General features: G+C 63.7%; 17 protein-coding genes. 6 read left to right on the top strand and 11 right to left on the bottom strand.

From position 1 onward, the window contains the following. Positions 1-68 precede the first annotated feature (68 nt). The 6 genes from uvrC to AB0T83_RS10135 all read right to left on the bottom strand — a co-directional run bounded on the left by uvrC (position 69) and on the right by AB0T83_RS10135 (position 5,339). Positions 69-1,934 (bottom strand): excinuclease ABC subunit UvrC, encoded by a 1,866-nt coding sequence (gene uvrC, locus AB0T83_RS10160; protein WP_366192915.1) that lies wholly within the window; start codon positions 1,932-1,934, stop codon positions 69-71. A 290-nt stretch (positions 1,935-2,224) separates the two neighbouring features. After that, a complete protein-coding gene (locus AB0T83_RS10155; RefSeq protein WP_366192914.1) occupies positions 2,225-3,007 on the bottom strand; it encodes an SDR family oxidoreductase in 783 nt (260 codons plus the stop codon). 16 nt (positions 3,008-3,023) lie between these two features. Then, complete coding sequence (locus AB0T83_RS10150) at positions 3,024-3,977, bottom strand: calcium/sodium antiporter (protein ID WP_366192913.1); 954 nt, start codon at positions 3,975-3,977, stop codon at positions 3,024-3,026. After that, positions 3,974-4,144 (bottom strand): hypothetical protein, encoded by a 171-nt coding sequence (locus AB0T83_RS10145; RefSeq protein ID WP_366192912.1) that lies wholly within the window; start codon positions 4,142-4,144, stop codon positions 3,974-3,976. The genes AB0T83_RS10150 and AB0T83_RS10145 overlap by 4 nt, the downstream gene beginning before the upstream one ends. Beyond that, positions 4,144-4,947: a S49 family peptidase gene (locus AB0T83_RS10140; RefSeq protein ID WP_366192911.1), complete on the bottom strand. Its 804-nt coding sequence runs from the start codon at positions 4,945-4,947 to the stop codon at positions 4,144-4,146. The genes AB0T83_RS10145 and AB0T83_RS10140 overlap by 1 nt, the downstream gene beginning before the upstream one ends. Positions 4,948-5,075: 128 nt before the next feature. Continuing rightward, complete coding sequence (locus AB0T83_RS10135) at positions 5,076-5,339, bottom strand: spike base protein, RCAP_Rcc01079 family (RefSeq protein WP_366192910.1); 264 nt, start codon at positions 5,337-5,339, stop codon at positions 5,076-5,078. Between the two features lie 163 nt (positions 5,340-5,502). On the opposite strand from AB0T83_RS10135, the gene AB0T83_RS10130 reads away from it, so the two are divergent. Continuing rightward, positions 5,503-7,098, top strand: coding sequence for a hypothetical protein (locus AB0T83_RS10130; RefSeq protein WP_366192909.1), 1,596 nt, complete (start codon positions 5,503-5,505; stop codon positions 7,096-7,098). Here the strand turns inward: AB0T83_RS10130 and AB0T83_RS10125 are convergent. From AB0T83_RS10125 to AB0T83_RS10115, 3 genes are all read right to left on the bottom strand, one after another. Further along, positions 7,092-7,973 (bottom strand): CpsD/CapB family tyrosine-protein kinase, encoded by an 882-nt coding sequence (locus AB0T83_RS10125; protein WP_366192908.1) that lies wholly within the window; start codon positions 7,971-7,973, stop codon positions 7,092-7,094. The genes AB0T83_RS10130 and AB0T83_RS10125 overlap by 7 nt on opposite strands. A 61-nt stretch (positions 7,974-8,034) precedes the next feature. Beyond that, on the bottom strand, positions 8,035-9,633 hold the full coding sequence (locus AB0T83_RS10120; protein WP_366192907.1) for a GumC family protein: 1,599 nt from the start codon (positions 9,631-9,633) through the stop codon (positions 8,035-8,037). Next, positions 9,630-10,490 (bottom strand): ExeA family protein, encoded by an 861-nt coding sequence (locus AB0T83_RS10115; RefSeq protein ID WP_366192906.1) that lies wholly within the window; start codon positions 10,488-10,490, stop codon positions 9,630-9,632. Before AB0T83_RS10115 ends, AB0T83_RS10120 begins: the two co-directional genes overlap by 4 nt. A gap of 554 nt (positions 10,491-11,044) precedes the next feature. Between AB0T83_RS10115 and AB0T83_RS10110 the strand changes: the two genes are divergently transcribed. The 5 genes from AB0T83_RS10110 (at position 11,045) to AB0T83_RS10090 (ending at position 15,728) form a co-directional block, all read left to right on the top strand. Beyond that, positions 11,045-11,686 carry a sugar transferase gene (locus AB0T83_RS10110; RefSeq protein WP_366192905.1) on the top strand — a complete coding sequence of 214 codons (642 nt, stop codon included), beginning with the start codon at positions 11,045-11,047 and terminating at the stop codon, positions 11,684-11,686. A gap of 231 nt (positions 11,687-11,917) precedes the next feature. After that, positions 11,918-14,269, top strand: coding sequence for a tetratricopeptide repeat protein (locus tag AB0T83_RS10105; RefSeq protein WP_366192904.1), 2,352 nt, complete (start codon positions 11,918-11,920; stop codon positions 14,267-14,269). An 82-nt stretch (positions 14,270-14,351) separates the two neighbouring features. After that, positions 14,352-15,032, top strand: coding sequence for a CDP-diacylglycerol--glycerol-3-phosphate 3-phosphatidyltransferase (pgsA, locus tag AB0T83_RS10100; protein ID WP_366192903.1), 681 nt, complete (start codon positions 14,352-14,354; stop codon positions 15,030-15,032). Beyond that, entirely contained in the window at positions 15,022-15,273 is a 252-nt protein-coding gene (gene moaD, locus AB0T83_RS10095) for a molybdopterin converting factor subunit 1 (RefSeq protein ID WP_366192943.1), read from the top strand. The genes pgsA and moaD overlap by 11 nt, the downstream gene beginning before the upstream one ends. A gap of 2 nt (positions 15,274-15,275) precedes the next feature. After that, on the top strand, positions 15,276-15,728 hold the full coding sequence (locus AB0T83_RS10090; RefSeq protein ID WP_366192902.1) for a molybdenum cofactor biosynthesis protein MoaE: 453 nt from the start codon (positions 15,276-15,278) through the stop codon (positions 15,726-15,728). A gap of 22 nt (positions 15,729-15,750) precedes the next feature. On the opposite strand, the gene AB0T83_RS10085 is transcribed toward AB0T83_RS10090, so the two are convergent. Further along, positions 15,751-16,083 carry a hypothetical protein gene (locus tag AB0T83_RS10085; RefSeq protein WP_366192901.1) on the bottom strand — a complete coding sequence of 111 codons (333 nt, stop codon included), beginning with the start codon at positions 16,081-16,083 and terminating at the stop codon, positions 15,751-15,753. Beyond that, on the bottom strand, positions 16,070-17,992 hold the full coding sequence (locus AB0T83_RS10080; RefSeq protein WP_366192900.1) for an OmpA family protein: 1,923 nt from the start codon (positions 17,990-17,992) through the stop codon (positions 16,070-16,072). Before AB0T83_RS10080 ends, AB0T83_RS10085 begins: the two co-directional genes overlap by 14 nt. Positions 17,993-18,014 lie beyond the last annotated feature (22 nt).

Here is an 18,014-nt window from a genome sequence, read left to right as displayed (position 1 = left end):
TCAATTCGCGTGGCAATCGTTATTTGCGTGCAACAGGTTGAGAGACGTCCTTCGCGCGACTCCGGCACCTATCCGGCGTGGAAGAAATCATAGATGGTTTCCGCCAATGCGTCGGAAATCCCGTCAACGGCCTTCAGATCGGAAAGATTTGCGCGTGTCACCGCTTTTGCCGACCCGAAGTGCGCCAGTAGCGCGCGCTTGCGGGCACCGCCGACACCGGGCACATCGTCCAGCGGATTTGCGCTCATCGACTTGGCGCGCTTGGCGCGATGCGTGCCGATGGCGAAGCGGTGCGCCTCGTCGCGCAGGCGCTGGATGAAATACAGCACCGGATCATTGTGGCGCAGCGCGAAGGGGCGCTGGCCGGGGCGGTGGAACTCTTCCTTGCCGGCGTCGCGGTCGATGCCCTTGGCCACGCCGACCATGGCGATGTCGGGCACACCCAGTTCCTCGAGCACCTTCTGCACGGCGCTGACCTGTCCCGGTCCGCCGTCGATCAGCAGCAGGTCGGGCCAGCTGCCGCTTTGCCGGTCGGGATCTTCCTTGATGAGCCGCGACAGCCGCCGGGTCAGAACCTCGGTCATCATCCCAAAATCGTCGCCCGGCGTCAGATCCTCGCCCTTGATGTTGAACTTGCGATAGGCGCTTTTCTCAAACCCGTCGGGACCGGCGACAATCATGCCGCCGACCGCATTGGTGCCCTGGATGTGCGAGTTGTCATAGACCTCGACCCGCTGCGGCGGGCTGTCGAGGCCGAACGCCTCGGCCAGACCGCGCAGCAGTCTGCCCTGCGTCGCGGTCTCAGCCATCTTGCGGGCCAGGCTCTCGCGGGCGTTGCGGGCGGCCCCGGCCACCAGTTCGGCCTTCTCGCCACGTTTGGGCACGTCGATGGCCACCTTTCGCCCGGCCTTCTGGCTCAGCGCCTCGGCCATCAGGTCGGGATCGTCGATGGGGTGGGACAGGATCAGGCGGCGGGGCGGCTGCTTGCCATCATAGAACTGGCCCAGAAACGCCTGCAGCACCTCGGACGCCTCGGCCTCGGCCACGCGCGGATAGAAATCCTTGTTGCCCCAGTTCTGGTTGGCGCGGATGAAGAACACCTGCACGCAGGCCTGCCCGCCCTCCATATGCAGGGCGACCACATCGGCCTCGGGCACGCCGCGCGGGTTGATGCCTTGCGCGGTCTGCACCTGTGTCAGCGCCTTGATGCGGTCGCGCAGGATGGCGGCGCGTTCGAATTCCATTGCCTCGGCGGCCTCGGCCATCTGAGCGGCCAGCGTTTCCTGCACCTTGGTCGAGCGTCCCGACAGGAAGCGTTCGGCATCCGCCACCAGCCCGGCATAGTCCTGTTCGCTGATCTCGCCGGTGCAGGGCGCCGCACAGCGCTTGATCTGGTACAACAGGCAGGGCCGGGTCCGGCTGGAATACATCGCGTCCGAGCAGTTGCGCAGCAGGAACACCTTCTGCAACTGGTTCAGCGTCCGGTTCACCGCCCCGGCGCTGGCGAAGGGGCCATAGTAGCTGCCCTTGACCGACTTGCGGCCGCGATGCTTGCGGATCTGCGGGAAGCGGTGGTCCTTGGTCACAAGGATGTTCGGAAAGCTCTTGTCGTCGCGCAGCAGGACGTTGTAGCGCGGCTTGAGCTGCTTGATCAGGTTCTGTTCCAGCAACAGCGCCTCGGTCTCGGTGCGCGTGGTCAGGAACATCATCGACGCGGTTTCCGAGATCATCCGCGCGATCCGGCGGCTGTGGCCGGACGGGCGCGCATAATTCGACACCCTCGCCTTCAGGTTGTGAGCCTTGCCGACGTAAAGCACCCGGCTTTCCGCATCCAGCATTCGGTAGACGCCGGGCGAACTGTCCAGCGATTTCAGGTATCCCTGAATGCAATCATGGCCGGTCTTCGCGGGGGTAGGGGGCAGTGTGTCGGGCATGGGTCCATCAACGCGATTCCCTTGTGTCGCTGCAACCATTTGCGGTTGATCACAAGGGCGAACATGTCCACGGTTTCTGTGGATAACTCTGTTGGCAAGTTTTGGGGTATCCGGTTTTTCCCTTGTCAGGATAGGACTTCCTTGGTTTGCCTAAAAAATGTGCTGTTTTTCAAGGCACTGATTTTGCTGCATAGTTTTTTCCGCGCAGGATAAGTGCATGAGAAGCCTAACGTTTTCGTGACAGGAATGTGACGGCCTGTGCGCAGTGCAAAACTTGCATTTGAGAATGGTCATTCAACCCCGTCGACGTCCGGCGTTCTCCATGCCAGATGCTGACCTCCGTCGACACAAAGGATCTGTCCCGTCACCGCCCTGGCGGTCAGGAAATACATCAACGCACCGGTGATATCTTCGGAATTGGCCCCGCGTTGCAGCAGAGTCACGGCGCGTTGCTGGGCGAAATCCTCTGCAGATTGGCGGCCGCCGCGCAGGGTCGGGCCGGGACCGATGCCGTTCACCCGCACCTTCGGCGCCAACCCCATGGCGGCGGTGCGCGTGAAGGCCCACAGGCCCATCTTGGCGATGGTATAGGTGCTGAATTCGGGCGTCAGCTTGTGCACCCGCTGATCCAGCATGTTGACCACAAGCCCGCGCGCGACCGGTTCGCCCTGCGCATCGGGATCGGGCGGCGGCACCTGGCGGGCGAAGGCCTGGGTCAGGACATAAGGCGCGCGCAGGTTGCTTTCCAGATGCCGGTCCCAACTGTCGCGGGTCGCGGTGTCCAGATCGTCGTGTTCGAAGATCGAGGCGTTGTTCACAAGCACCGTCAGCGGCGTGCCAAGGGCCGCAGAGGCGCGCCCGACCAGTGGCACGGTCTGGGCCTCGTCCAGCAGGTCCGCGCCAAGGGCGACGGCCTTGCGGCCCTTGGCCTCGATCTCGGCCACCACGTCTTCGGCCGGTCCGCGCGAGGTGCCATAGTGGACGGCCACGTCGTGTCCGGCGTCGGCAAGCGCCAGGGCCATGGCGCGGCCAAGGCGCTTGCCCGCTCCGGTGACAAGTGCAGCTTCGGCCATGGCGATCTCCTTGGTGTCAGGCGAGCAGAATGCTCAGGTAGACCAGATATATCAAGGTCAAGAGCACACCCCACCCACGTGTCAGGTTCCACTTCAGAAACACGAACGGGGCGATCAGGACAGAGGCGGCCAGCATCACCCACAGGTCCAGGTGCAGGAACTCGGGATCCACCGGGATGGTGCCGAACAGGCTGGCCACGCCGATGATGCCCAGCAGGTTGAAGATGTTCGACCCGATGACATTGCCAAGCGCCACTTCCGCCTTGTTGCGCATCGCGGCCATGACGGTGGTGGCCAGTTCCGGCAGCGAGGTACCGATGGCGATCAGGGTCAGGCCGATCACGGTTTCACTGATGCCGAACCGGCGGGCGATGTTGATGCCGCCGTCCACCAGCAGATCGGCGCCCAGGGGCAGGCCGATCAGGCCCAGCACCAGCAGCAGCGCGATGCGCCAGCCCGGCAGGCTGGGATCGGCGCCTTCCAGTTCCTCGGGATCCTCGGTGACAAGGGCTGCGGCATTGCGGTGATTGTGGGCGCGGCGTCCCTGATCGACCAGCATGAAGGTCAGCCCGGCCAGCAGCAGCAGCCCGTGCATCCATGTCAGCGGTCCGGTGAAACACAGCCCAATGAACGCGATCGAGGCCAGGATCATCAGCAGATAGCTGTGCCGCGTATCGCAGCCCGATGTGGCCAGTCCCTTCATCATCGCGGGTATCCCCAGCACCAGCAGGATGTTGGCGGTGTTCGAGCCGACCACATTGCCAAGCGCGATTCCCGGTGCGTCATCCAGAACCGCGTTGATCGAGATCAGAAGCTCGGGCGCCGAGGTGCCGAAGGCGACGATGGTGAGGCTGACGATCAGAGCGGGAACACCCAGCCGCAGGCTCAGGTTGACCGCGCCCTTCACCAACGCGTCGCCGGCCAGCAGCAGGATCACCAGGCCAAGCGCGACATATACCCAATCCATCATGAAGATTTCTTGTCCTTGCAGCGGCACGGTCCCTTGCCGATCCGGTAGGTGCCGCAGTCGCGACACTTGCGCGCCTCAAGCTTGCCTTGGCCGGGCAGGCGCAGGCGTCCGAACATGGCCAGAACCGCCATGCCGATCAGGAAGAATGTGACGATCTTGACCAGCATCAGAGCCCGAAACGGGCAAACTGCGCGCGCTCCTCAATGCCGAGCAGGGCACCTTCGGCGGCCTGCATCCCGAATCGGCGCAGCAGGCCCTTCTTCGGTCCGTACTTCTGGAATTTCACCTTGGGCCCGAAGCGTTCCTTCATCTTCGGAACCAGATGACCGATGCCGTCGGCCAGACCGGCCTCGACGGCACGGTGGCCCAGCCAGATGTTGCCGTTGAACAGATCCTGCGACAGATCCAGCTTCGCGCCGCGCCGCGCCTTCACATGATCGATAAAGACCGTGTGAATGTCTTCAAGGATGACCTTCAGACGGGCCACATCCTCTTCCTTCTCGGGGCGGAAGGGGTCCAGCATGCTTTTCGACGTGCCCGCGGTATGAACCCGCCGTTCGACCCCGTGGCGGGCGATGAACTCATGCGCGCCGAAGGACGACGAGATCACGCCGATGGAGCCGATCACCGAACTGGGATCGACCCAGATCTCATCCGCTGCAGAGGCCAGCCAGTAGCCGCCCGACGCCGCGACATCCTCGACAAAGGCATAGACGGGAATGTCCTTTTCCTCGGCCAGCCGCCGGATGCGCGCGCCGATCAGCGAAGATTGGACCGGGCTGCCGCCGGGCGAATTGATCGACAGGGCCACCGCCACCGGCTTGTGCTTGGCAAAGGCGCGTTCCAGCAGCGGCGCGAGGGATTCGTCGCTCAGACCAGAGGTGCCGGACCCGGCGCCGTTGATGACGCCGGACAGCCGGACCACGGCCACGCGGGGGGGGCGGTTCAGGAAGGGCACAAATTTCTTCATGGTCAGCACATAGAGTGCGCCCCACCGAACAACAAGTTGTCGGCCCCCTCAATACGCGAAGGCCCCGGCAGATTGCCGGGGCCCGTGTCCTTGTGCGCACAGTCTGCGCACCATGTAGGCCGGTTGCCTTACCACAAGGCGACGATGCTGCTTGCGGTGGTGCCCGACGACAGGATCTTGGTGGCGCGCATGGGCAGCATCGAGCCTGCGGGCACGGCGGAAAAGGTCAGCTGCGCGCCCGATACCAGTTCGGCCCGGATATCGCCGCCGACGCCCACGTAGACTGCGCGCGAGACATGGCCCAGCGGGTTGGAATCATGCGGGGCCACCATGATGCCGTCGATGGCGGGCGAGGTCAGGCCTGGGGCGGTGTCAGCGAAAAGATCAGCCATAGGGTTCTCCGTTCAGGCCACTTGGGCCGGGGTCAGCGTGCAAGTTGTTGAACCGCAGGTGGCTTCGGGCGCAGACTGTGCCAGAAGGATGAGGCCACAAGCGGATGACGTCTGTATGCGCAACAACTGTCGGAAGTTCGGTTTAACCTTCTGTAAAGCCACCGTGCGTTGCGCGGTCGCCCTGGTCTGGCTTGCGGGCGGCTCCGGTGCCGGGCTGGCACAGGTCGCGGCCCCCGTGGCTGACCGCATTGCCCCCGTGACCTCGGCCAACACGCGGCGGCAGGCGCTGCGCGATCAGTGGCTGGTCGAGTTGCTACCCGATCCCGAAATGGCCGCCCTGCCCATCGTCGATCCGTCGCGCAGCGATCCGGTGGCGGGTCAGCTGCGGCGGCTTTATGCGCAGGGCAGGGCGGCGGGTCTGGCCGGCGTCCTGTATGACAACCGCGACCGGGGGCATTCCGCCCTGTTGCCCGATGCCTTTCCGCAGATGGCGCGCGTCGTCTACGACCCGCCGTTCCTGACCCAGATGCTGGATCACGGGCTGGCGGGGCGGATGAAATTCTCGCTTCCGGTGATCGGCAATTCCTCGACGGCTTTTACCAAGGGGCCGTTGGAGCGGTCGATCGGGCGCATGGCCACCGGCAGCCAGGCCGATGCCAGCCGCGCCAACACGCTGTACCTGTCCAACCATTTCTACGTGTACCCCGAGCATCGCGACCACGATGTCGACAAGGGCGACCGGCTGTTCGCCATGACCCCGCATTTCGCGCTGTCGCAAGGGTCGTCGCGCACCGACCGCCCGGTCATGGAAGCGGTGGCCGAGGCCTTGGCCGCCCTGCAACCGGAAACCCGCGCCCGGGCCGAGGCTCTGGGCTTGCTGGCACCGACCGCCCAGATGATCCTGCGGCGCAGCCTGTCCGGCGTGCAGTCCGACACCGACTATCTGACCCCTCGCGCGCATCCCACGGCGTTTGCGGGCAATCTGCTGCGGCCCTCGGTGATGGTGGCGCTGGCCAATTCCATCGCGCCGGACGCGCTTCCGCCGGTGGTGATGCTCAGCGTGGTGCGGGATTTTTCAGGGGTGCCGGGCCGCGATTTCCTGGCCGGCAATCTGGGCGAGGTTCTGTTCACGACATCCACGGCCATCGGGCGGGCGTGGCGCGGCCTGTCCAGTCGGCGTGGCATCACGCTGGACGTGACCGGCACCGAAGACCCGTCAGGACGTGATCTGACATTTCACTGGGTGGTGGTGAAGGGCGATCCCGCCAAGGTGCGAATCACGCCCGAAGATGCGCGCGGCGGCCGTGTGACCATCGAAATGGACTGGCACGACCCGGTAACGGTGGTGCCACCCACCACGCCGCGTCCCTCTCGTATCGAGGTGGCCGTGATTGCCAACAATGGCGTGCATCTTTCGGCACCGTCGTTCTTTTCGGTCAGCCTGCCGCTGTTCCAGAATCGCGTCTATGCCCAGACCGGAGATCCGGTCCCGCAATCCATGAACTACCGCGCGGATCCGGGCGATCCCTATGCCGATCCGCTGATCTGGCCGACCGCCGCCTGGACCGACAGCTTCGAGGCGGCAGAGTCGGGGGGCTGGATCCTGCGCCGCGACCATGGCGGCGGCGGCGTTCTTACCCTGAACAAATCGGGGCTGGGCTATGGCACCGCAGACGGGCCGGTCGCGCATATCGCCCAGAAATCGCGGAAGGGGCCGCTGGTCCTGGTGACAGTTCGCGCCGATGGCACGGATCAGTAATAGGCGTTGTCGTAACCGTAGCCGCCGCTGGTGTAGCGGACCTTGTTCATCACCACGCCCAACACGTTCGAGACTGCGGCGATCTGTGTTTCGGCAACGTCGATCTCGTCGATCGAGGTCACTTCGGCCGCGACGACAAGCAGGCTGCAATCCACGTATTCCAGGAACCCGACGGTGTCGTCCGAGGCCAGAACCGGCGGCGCGTCGAACAGGATGATGTCGGGCGCATAGGTCTCTTCGACCTTCTTCAGCGCCTGCCGGGCCTTGCTGCTTTGCAGCAGTTCCGACGAATTCGCAGCTGGCACCTGGTTGGTGGCAAAGGCGAGGTTACTGCCATAGGCCACCATGTGATATTCCGCTGGCTCCTGACCGCTGAGCACGCGGGCGAAAGCCATGTTTTCCTTGATGCCCAGCACGCGGGCCATTTCCGGGCGGCGCATGTCGGTCTCGATCACAAGGATGCGCAGGTCGGTTTGCCGGGCCAGCGAAAACGCCAGGTTCGCGGTGACGGTGGTCTTGCCGCAGCGGGGCGTCGGCGAGGTCACGAGGATGCGATGCCAATTGTTGACTTTGGCCTGTTGCAGGATCTTGGTCCGCATCATGTCGATCTCGGCGGCCTGCTTGCCACCGAAGAAGGACACCAGCCGGTTGGTGCGGTACAGTTCCTCGTTCGGGGCCAGTTGCGGCAGGGCGCGCCAGGCCGAGAGGACGGCATCATCGGCAGCGGCGGGCTGGGCCGATTGCGGCACCTGCGCCTGCTCCGGGGGCGTCTCCTGAACGGGTGCGGCCTTGTCCTTCGGCGGCGTTTGCTGTGCGCCGATGGTTTCGTTGCGCCGTTCGCGTGCCCGGTTGAGGGCGTCTTGAAGTCGTTCCATTGCCAAGCCTTTGTTCAGAGCCCCGCCTGCACCCGCGTGCGGGCGCACGAATGCGTCGCGATCAGATCATCGAGTAGCCGACCCTGTTCAGAAACGGTTCCAGAATCGTTTCCAGCGGGGCGACCAGCGTGTGGATGGCGTACATGCCAAGGGGGATGAAGATGATAAAGAAGGCAATCGCGCCGAATACCATCATACGTTTGACGAAGATTTCGCGGTCGGTCCGGATGTAGGGCAGCACCGCGATCGGGGTGATCCCCAGCTTGTTGGTCAGTTCCACCGGGCGCCGGATCGACTTGTTCAGCAATTCCATCAGCAGAATGATGGCCAGACCCGTGGCCATGCCGGCACCCACGCCTCCTGCCATGATCAGCGGACGGTTGGGGCTGGACGGCCGGTCAGGGCGGATCGCCTGTTCGATCACCGAGATCCGCTGGCCCTTGGCAAGCAATTCGATCCGCTCACCGGTCGCGGCCTTGGACAGGCGCGCAACAGCCGTGTTGTACTGACCCTGCGTGTTGTTGAAGTCGCGTTGCAGCTTGGACAGGCCAACGCCATTGGCGGGGGCTTCGGCGATCAACACCTCAGTTGCGGCAATCTGAGTGTTCATTTCCTCGATTTCCGTCTGCAGAAGCTCGATTTGCGAATCAAGGTCCGACAGCTGGGCGCGGAACTGGGCCTCCTGCTGGGAAATCTTCTGGTCCTCGACTTCCTCGGCAAGACCGCTGGCCGTCACGGCTTCGGTGGCGACCTGTTCCTCAAGCTGCTTGACCTTGGCTGCCAGCATGGCGCGCTTGGGGTTGGTCTGGGAATAGATCAGCTCGGCATCCGACAGGGCCTGCCGCGCGGCTTCCAGCTGTTGCTGACGGGGCGTGAGCTGGCCACCGCTCGCGCCGGCAACGCCGCCGGTCAGGCGGAACAGATCCTCCAGCCGCTTGATCTGATCTTCCAGAACCGTGATCTGGCGGGCGCGGGAATCGATCCCGGCGTTCAGGCTGCCAAGGCGGCCGCGCAGATATTCCAGATGCTGGGGCAGGGCCAGACCGGCCTGCGCTTCGTATTCCAGAAGGCGCGCGCTTTGCGTGTCCAGCTCGGTCCCGAGCCGATCCACTTCCTGTTCGAAGAATTCCAGCGTGTCACCCGCCTGTTCGGTGCGGATCTCGACGTTTTCCTGAAGCACCAGGGTGACAAATTCATTGGTCACCTCGGCCACCTTGCCGGGAGAGTCGCCACGGTAAGTGATCGTCAGAAGTGTCGTGGCCGGGGCGTTCCTGCGCGAGACCGGCTTGACCGTGTTGGTGGTCCGGAACGTGGTGCGGTTGCGCATATCCGTCACGATCGCGGTCGCGGTCGGCGCATTGCCCTGATCGCTGTCCTGGTACAGACCCAGCCGGTTGGCCATGTCGAGCAAGTTGGCGCGGGTCATCAGCCGCTGTTCGATGATCTGAAGCTGTTCGGCCGCCTGAACCTGCACCGTCGAGGCTGCCAGGGCCGCCGGGATCTGTTCGGCTTCCACCAGCAGCGTCGCGCGGGCCTCGTATTCGGCGGGCAGCAGCATCGCCACCGAGAAGCCGATCGAGGAAAACAGCGCCGTGATCAGAATGAAGTACGGGCTGCGGCGCATGAAGACGCGCAGGTAATATTTCAGGTCAAGCTTCATGCCTGATCTCCTTCCAGGCTCGAAGCACCAAAGAAGACGCCGTCGTTCAGCACGCATTCGATGGTTTCTTCGGTCACCACATGTTCCTCTGCCGAGAAGGCATAGACCAATCCCAGATCGCAGATCTGGTTCACGAGACGGGGAATGCCCCGCGAAAGTTCATAGATGCGATGGATCGCATTGGGGCTGAATTCCTGCCCGCTGCCGCCCGCCACTCGCAGCCGGTGTGCGATGTAGGCGCCGACGTTTTCCTCGGACATGGCCGACAGATGGAAGCTAGACCCGACCCGTTGCACGAACTGCTTCAACTCGGGACGCATGATCAGGCTGCGCAGCTCCGGCTGCCCCACCAGCACAAGCTGCACCAGTTCATCCTTGTTGGAGTTGATGTTGGTGAGCATCCGAAGCTCTTCCAACGTGTTCACGTTCAGGTTCTGGGCTTCGTCGATGATCAGGATCACCCGGTGCCCGTTGGCATAGGACTCCAGAAGGAAATCCTGCAACTGCTGGAACAGCTGTACATAGGAGGCGTGCGGATCGAATTTCTGACCGACGGCGTGCAGCACCCATTGCAGCAATTCGCCCCGGTCGCCCTGCGCATTCGAGATCAGGCCGATAAGCACGTCGTCGGGCAGGGTTTTCAGCAGATGCTGCAGCAAGGTCGTCTTGCCGGCGCCGATCTCTCCCGTCACCACGGTGATCGGCGAGCGCGTGAGGATACCGTATTCCAGCATCGTATAGGCCAGTCGGTGCGACTTGGACCAGAACAGGAAGTCAGGATCGGGGACAAGCGTGAATGGACGCTCGTGAAACCCGAAGAACGAATTGTAAATATCTACTGGAGCAGTTGTATTCATTATCCCGCAGCCCGACCTGAAGCACCAGCAACCCGGCGTTGAGTTCCTGCCCTTCGGGCACACACACAAGCACACTTAACCTCACAGGGTCTTATGCGCAAACTCAAGCCGTATGAAGGATGAATCGCGGAAGACGTTCAAAAAGTCGCAAGTATTCCAAGTGTTGCATGCCGGTTTCCTGTTCTGCTTCGGTCCGATATTCACTCTGTGTGCGCTGCACTGGCCTGTCCATGCGTTGTCCAGATGCCCAGCGATCGGGCGGTTGATCTGATTTCGAGCGGAAATTCGCCTCCCGATTGTGTGATTCTTGACACGGTTTGGTGTCCCCGGTTCCACCTAAAGTAGTGTAACCAACTGTTTACCAAGCGGTTTCCAGTTTTGGTGAAATTTGGGCCAAAAGCTGCTAAATGTTGAAAGGATTGTCTTGAGCATGGTAGGGGTGATGTTGTGCGCTACACGGTGGAAGTCTGCCTGAGCCACGACTTGTATGAGTGGTGAATAGAGTTAAATGAGGGTGAACGGTAGTGACGGCACATTTCCCGAACTCGTCAGACGTGATTAAAGGAATTGTGGATTACACGCCTCGGAAGAGCCTTTACCGCTCTGTCTTCAAGCGTGTGTTCGATATTCTGTTCGTGCTGGCCGCCTCGATCGTGGCGGTCCCTGTCACTGTACTCCTTGCCCTGATGATCATGTCCGATGGCGGTTCGCCGTTCTTCGTGCAGCGGCGCGTCGGCAAGGACGGCAAGATCTTCAACATGGTCAAGCTGCGCTCGATGGTGGTGGATGCGGACCGCAAGCTGGCCGCTTTCCTGTCGCAGAACGAAGAGGCCCGCGACGAATGGAACCGCAACCAGAAGCTGAAATCCGATCCCCGCATCACTTTCGTGGGCCGGATCATCCGCAAGACATCGCTGGATGAGCTGCCGCAATTCTGGAATGTTCTTCTGGGCGACATGAGCGTCGTCGGCCCGCGTCCGATGCTGCCCTCGCAGCGCGACCTTTACCCCGGCCAAGCGTATTACGCGCTCAAGCCCGGAGTCACCGGTCTGTGGCAGGTGGGCGACCGCAACAACACGTCCTTCGCGGCGCGGGCGCGGTATGACGCCGATTATTATAGGATTGTTAGCCTGAAGACGGATATCTGTGTCGTGCTGAAGACCGTTCGCGTGGTCCTCCGCGGCACCGGGCACTAGCCGCGCATCCCTGCGCTGTTTGACGCAACCAGCCGCGGATTTCTCCGCGGCTCTTTTTATTTGGGGTCCGTAAGGATTACATATCAACAGATGCTGCAACGACAGGGATCCAGAATGCGCAACGCTTCCCGGCTTCTATCCGCCGTACTTTTGACCTCCGCGCTGGCTTTGTCCGCCTGTGATTCGGTCGAGGACAAGGCCGAAAAGAAATATCAAAATGCCGTGGAACTGGTGAATGCTGGAGAAGTCGCCAAAGCCGTCGTCGAGCTTCAGACAGTGTTCAAGCTTGACGGTGAGCATCGTGATGCCCGGATGATGTATGCACGGCTGAAGCGCGATGAAGGCGATATCGAACAGGCCTTCGGACATTTCCTGCTGGTGACCGAACAGTATCCCGAGGATTTCGAGGCGCATTTCGAGATTGCCAGACTGGCCGTGGATCTGAGCGCGTGGCAGGAGGCGGAGAAACACGCCCGTGCCGCGGCCGAGATCGACCCGGATTATCCCGATCTCCAGCCCTTGCTGGTGGCGGTGGATTACAGTGCCGCATCGCGCAATGAAGACGAGGCCGCGCAGCTGGCCGCCTATGAACGCGCCCGCGAGGTTCTGGTGGCGCAGCCGGATTCGCTGGTGGGCTGGCAGATCGTGGTCGATCGCCTCATGCGCGAAGGCAAGACCACCGAGGCGCTGGAGGCTCTGGACGAAGCGCTGACGCATCGTCCCGACAATGCCCAGTTCCACCAACTCAAGCTGAACCTTCTGGCGCAGATCGAGGATCTCGATGGTCTTGGTGCGCAACTGAAGGAAATGGTCGAGCGGTTCCCGGAAAACCGCGAGGTTAGGACCGCGCTGGTGCGCTGGTACATCGCCAACGAGGATCCGGATGGCGCCGAGGTCTTCGTGCGAGATCTGGTCGCGCGCGCGGGCGACGAGGTTCCGCCGCGTATTGCTCTGGTACAGTTCCTAACCCAGGTGCGGGGGGGCGACGCTGCGCTGGTCGAACTGGACAAGCTGATCGAGGAAGGACTGGCCGATGCCACCTTCCGCCTGATCAAGGCCAGCGTTCTGTTCGACATGGGGCAGAGCGAGACCGCCATCGAGCAGGTCGAAGCCCTGAGCCAGCAGCACACGGATGGCAGCGAAGAGGCGCTCAACATCAAGACAACCCTCGCACGGATGCTTGTGGCCGATGGCGACAAGGCCCGGGCCGAGGAACTGGTCGACGAGGTTCTTTCCCAGGATCCGGGCGACACCAACGCACTGAAGCTGCGTGCGGCCTGGCTGATCGAAGATGACCAGGTGCGCGATGCGGTTCTGGCCCTGCGGACCGCGCTGGACCAGGCCCCGCGTGATCCCGAAACTATCACGCTTCTGGCCCGCGCCTATGAGCGGGGCGGCAACCGGGAACTGATGGCCGAAAGCCTTGCCCTGGCGTTCGAGGCCTCGGGCGCGGCCCCGGCCGAGGCGTTGCGCTATGCCCAGCACTTGATCACCAACGAGAAATACCTGACGGCGGAAGACGTCCTGATCCAGGCCTTGCGCCTGTCGCCCGACAGCGTGCCCCTGCTGCGCTCCCTGTCCGAGGTCTATCTCGGCATGAACGACCTGCCGCGCGCCGAACAGGTGGTCACCGCCCTGCGCAACGTGAACACGGAAGACGCCGTGGCGCTGGCCAACGGTCTGCAGGCCGCGGTGCTGCAACGCATGGCGCGCACCGACGAAAGTATCGCGCTGATGCAAAACATGATCGAAGAGGGGCAGTCGAACCTGTCGGCCCAGACCGCGATCGTGCGCACGCGCCTGGCCAACGGCGAGGTAGAGGAAGCCCGTGCCTATATGAACCAGGTTCTGGCGACGACGCCCGAGGACAGCCCGAACTACCTTGGCGTGCAGTTCCTCAACGCGGCATTGACCGCCACGGAAGGGCAATACGACGAGGCGCGCGGAATGTATCGCGAGATCCTGGACACCGACAACACCATCGAGCCGGTCTGGCGTGCACTGGTGGCGACGGCGGTGCGACAAGGCGCCGAGGAAGATGCCGCACAGATCGTGGACGAGGCGCTGGCGATCCTGCCCGAGTCGGCGAACCTGTGGTGGATCAAGGCCGGGCTGGTAGAGCGCGGCGGCCGGATCGACGAGGCCATCGGCATCTACGAAGACCTTTATGCCAAAGACTCCAGCTCAACCATCATTGCCAACAACTTGGCCAGCCTGATCACGACTTACCGCAACGACGAAGAAAGCCTGCAGCGCGCTTTCGTGATCGCACGCCGTCTGCGCGGCTCGACGATCCCGGCCTTCCAGGACACCTATGGCTGGATCGCCTACCGCCTTGGCAACTATGACGAGGCGCTTGAGCATCTGGAACCCGCCGCCGTGCGCCTGACCGGCGATCCCACGGTCCAATACCATCTGGCCAAGACCTATATGGCCGTGGATCGTCCGGGCGACGCGCGTACCTATCTGGAAAGGGCGGTTGAACTTTGGGACGGATCGGAGTTGGATCTTGCTGCACAGGCGCGCGAGGAGCTTGCCGCCATGACCAGCGCGCCCACCGACGCGCCCGCCGCGTCGGAGTGAACCGAAACCCATCGGCGGGGGCCGCGCATGCGATCCCCTTGCCCCTGACGCGCCCCGCCCCGGCGGGCCGGAGGATTCCGACGTGACGTGGAACATCCCCAACATCTTGACTGTGATGCGCCTGTTCGCGGCCCCCTGTGTGGCGCTGGCCTTCATGGTGCTGCCACGACCGATGGCGGATTGGGCCGCGCTGGTGATCTTCGTTCTGGCTGCGGTCACCGACTGGTTCGACGGCTATCTGGCGCGCAAGCTGAACCAGCAGACCCGCTTTGGTGCGATGCTGGATCCGATCGCCGACAAGGCCATGGTCATCATCTCGATCTGCGTGATCCTGGCCCTGTCCGGCCTGGATCCCTGGCTGACCCTGCCCGCGGTCATCATCCTGTTCCGCGAAGTGTTCGTATCCGGCCTGCGTGAGTTCCTGGGCTCCGACGCCAGCCTGTTGCAGGTCACCAAGCTGGCCAAATGGAAAACCACCGCACAGATGGTGGCGATTCCGCTGCTGCTGCTCAGCCTCGGCCTGCAGGAGGTGCATTTCTGGCTGTACCGGTCCATGGATCCGGCGGATTACGACGCGCTGCTGGCGCAGGGACCGCAGGACTGGAATACCACATGGCGGGTGGTGCAGGGCGGCTGGCTGAGCGGGCTGACCGGCCTGGTCATGTTCTATGTCGCGGCGTTCCTGACCGGGCTGACCGGGCTGGACTACTACCGCAAATCCCTGCGCTTCCTGGAGGATGAGGCCGGTGACGATGCAGCTTGAGGTGCTCTATTTCGCCTGGGTGCGCGAACGGATCGGCGTGCCGCGTGAAACCGTGCAGACCGAGGCGCGCACAGTGGCCGAGCTGGTGGCCGAACTGACCGCCCGGGAAGAGCGTTATGCCGCCGCCTTCGCCGATCTTTCCACCGTGCGGGTGGCGCTGGACCAGACATTGTCCGAGTTTGATGCACCTCTGGACGGCGTGCGCGAGGCGGCGTTCTTTCCGCCGATGACCGGTGGCTGAACATGGATGTTCTGATCCAGTCCGAGGTGTTCGACGCCGGGGCGGAACTCAACCGTTTCTCCCAACGCGCCGCCCATAGCGGGGCCGGGGCGGTGGTCAGTTTCTCCGGCCTTGTTCGCGATCTGGCCGACAACCCGCTGTCGCATATGGAGATCGAGCATTACCCCGGCATGACCGAACGCGCGATCGAGGCGATACGCGCCGAGGCGATCACCCGTTGGTCGCTGTCCGGGGCACTGGTGATCCATCGCCACGGCCGGCTTGCGGCCGGTGACCCGATCATGATGGTGGCCACCGCCGCCCCGCACCGGGTGGATGCGTTCGCGGCGGCTGAGTTCCTGATGGATTACCTGAAGTCCCGCGCGCCCTTCTGGAAGAAGGAAGTCACCGCCCAGGGCGCATCCTGGGTGGACAGCAAGGCCGAGGATGAGGCCGCGCTGGATCGCTGGGACTGAACCCGCCCGGAGCGGAAAAAGCTCAGGTCGAGCCCATGTTCTGTTTCGAGATGAAGGCGCGCAGTTCCTCGGTCTCGCGCCGCGCGGATTGAAGCCCCTCCATCGCCGCCTTCAATTCGGCCTCGGCCTCTTTCAGACGGCCGTGCAGGCGCCCCTCTTCCTCTTTCAGCTCGGTCCGCGCCGCATCGCGGGCTTCCTCGGCGTCGTGCAGCGCCTCGGCCATGCTGTCCAGCTCGCTCAGGTCGGCTTTCGACACATGCGACAGGCGGCTGACCACCCAATGGGTCACGAACCCCAGGCAGAAGGCGCCGAACAGCAGGATTGCCGTGGCGATGATGAATTCAGTTCTGTCCATCGGTCTGCTCCGTTTCTGTCGCGGGCGCATCGGGGTCGGCCTGCGCGGTCTCATCGCTGGGGTCGTCATCCGGGGCGAAGGGCCCGAACAGGGGATAGCGCAGGCTGAACTCGATCCGGCGGTTGGCCTCGCGTCCCTCGGCGGTGTCATTGTCGGCCACCGGGCGTTCTTCGCCATAGCCGATCGCGCTGAGGTTGCTGGCCCGCACCCGCTCGGCAATCAGGGCGTTGAACACTGCATCGGCGCGTGCCTGGCTGAGCGCCGTGTTCATCTCGTCCCGGCCCTGGCTGTCGGTGTAACCGCCGATTTCCATTTCCACATCCTCGCATTCGCGCAGGACAGCGGCGATGCGGCGCACGATGCGCAGACCGTCGATGTCCAGCTCGGTCGAGCCCGGCGCGAAGGTGATCTTGGTATTGGCCTGAATGTCGTTGATCCGCGCCAGGCAGTCCTCGGCGGTGGGCAGCGAGGCGACGGGATCAAGATCCTCGACATAGGCGATGTCTAGCAGCATCGGCATCGACGGGCCCAGCAGCGCGGTCAGATTGCTTGCCAGCGTGCCGGGCAGGGCCGGATCGCCGGTGGTGCCCTTCAGGGTCAGCATGTCCGGGGTGATGCTCAGACGCCCGGTTTCCAGCGCCGAAAAGGCATCCAGCCCGGCCAGAACCCGCGCCGACCAGCCTTCGGGCAGGCCGGATTGCTGGCGCAGCGATATGTGCAGCTTGTCCCGCGGAAACCGCGCGGCGACCAGCGTTTCCACCACGTCGCGAGCGTGACGGTCCGCCGTGGTGCCCCGGACGATGGCCTGTCCTTCCGGGCTGAGCGTCGCCGAGAACACGGCTTCGGTGGCAGCAGCCGTCTGCGCGGCCCCCGGCACCGGCGCCACCGACAGTGTATAGGTGTCGGGCAGGTCGGCTTCGAAGGCGGCAAGGGCACGATCCATCTGTGCCGGCTGAACCATGGCCCCCGGCGTGATCGAGATGCTGAGATCCGAGATCGTCAGGACGCCCGCACCGATCTGGGTCAGCGCGTCGATGCCGCGGGCGGTGACGCGATCCCATTGCGTGTCGGGCGCGCCCATGGCCACCACGCAGGTGGTGTCGTCGATCTGCGCCCCGGCATTGCGGGCCGCGGCCTCGATCTGCTGGCGTCCTTTGGCAGAACTGGCGGAACAGGCTTCGAAGCGGGCACCGGCGTCATCGATCCGGAAGCGGGTCACGAAGGGCGAGATCACCGGCGGCGGCACCGAGAAATCGGACATCAGCGCGATCTGATCCCCGACCTGACTGGCCAGACCCTGTTCCAGATAGGTCTTTGTTTCGGTATCCGGCGTCAGCCCGGTGACGGTCATCGTCTCGGCTGAAAGTTCCACCCGTGCATCGGTCAGGCCGCGCACCACGGCAACGCCGGCCTCCATTGCGGTCTCCCAGCCCGGCGGCGCGGCATCGGGACTGGAGGACAGCAGGTCCGACACGGTGGTCACGCCGTCGATCTCGGCCAGCGTATCCAGCAGCAGCGCCTTGGCGGCGTTGCCGCCGGGGATCAGCCCCAGCGCCGTGATCGTGGCGCCGTTGCGCATCAGTTCAAACCGGTATTCGGGGGGCGGCGGAGCGTCGGGGTCGGCCACGCTCATCCCGTCGCGCAGGTTGACAGGGTTCACCACCGCGCCCGCGGCGCGCAGGGCGCGAAAACGCTCGGCCTCGTCCGGGGCTTCCCCGCCCAACCGCGCCTGCAGACCGTTAATCTCGACCGTGACCCAGTCGAAGCCGCCATCTGCCAGCGCGGTTTCAAGTGCCGTGCCCGCGCGCTCTTCCACCAGTTCGACCGCGTGTTGGGCCACCACCACGCAAGCCCCGGCGCCGAGGCCGAGGGTGACGAGGTTGAGGGCAAGGATCGCAATTGGACGCATGTGGACTTCCGACCGTCAGGGA

The organism is Meridianimarinicoccus marinus (genome assembly GCF_040689105.1).
In the GTDB taxonomy this organism is placed as follows: Bacteria; Pseudomonadota; Alphaproteobacteria; order Rhodobacterales; family Rhodobacteraceae; genus Meridianimarinicoccus; species Meridianimarinicoccus marinus.
The sequence above is the reverse complement of the archived record's forward strand: the minus strand, read 5'-3'. Positions and strand labels throughout refer to the sequence as shown.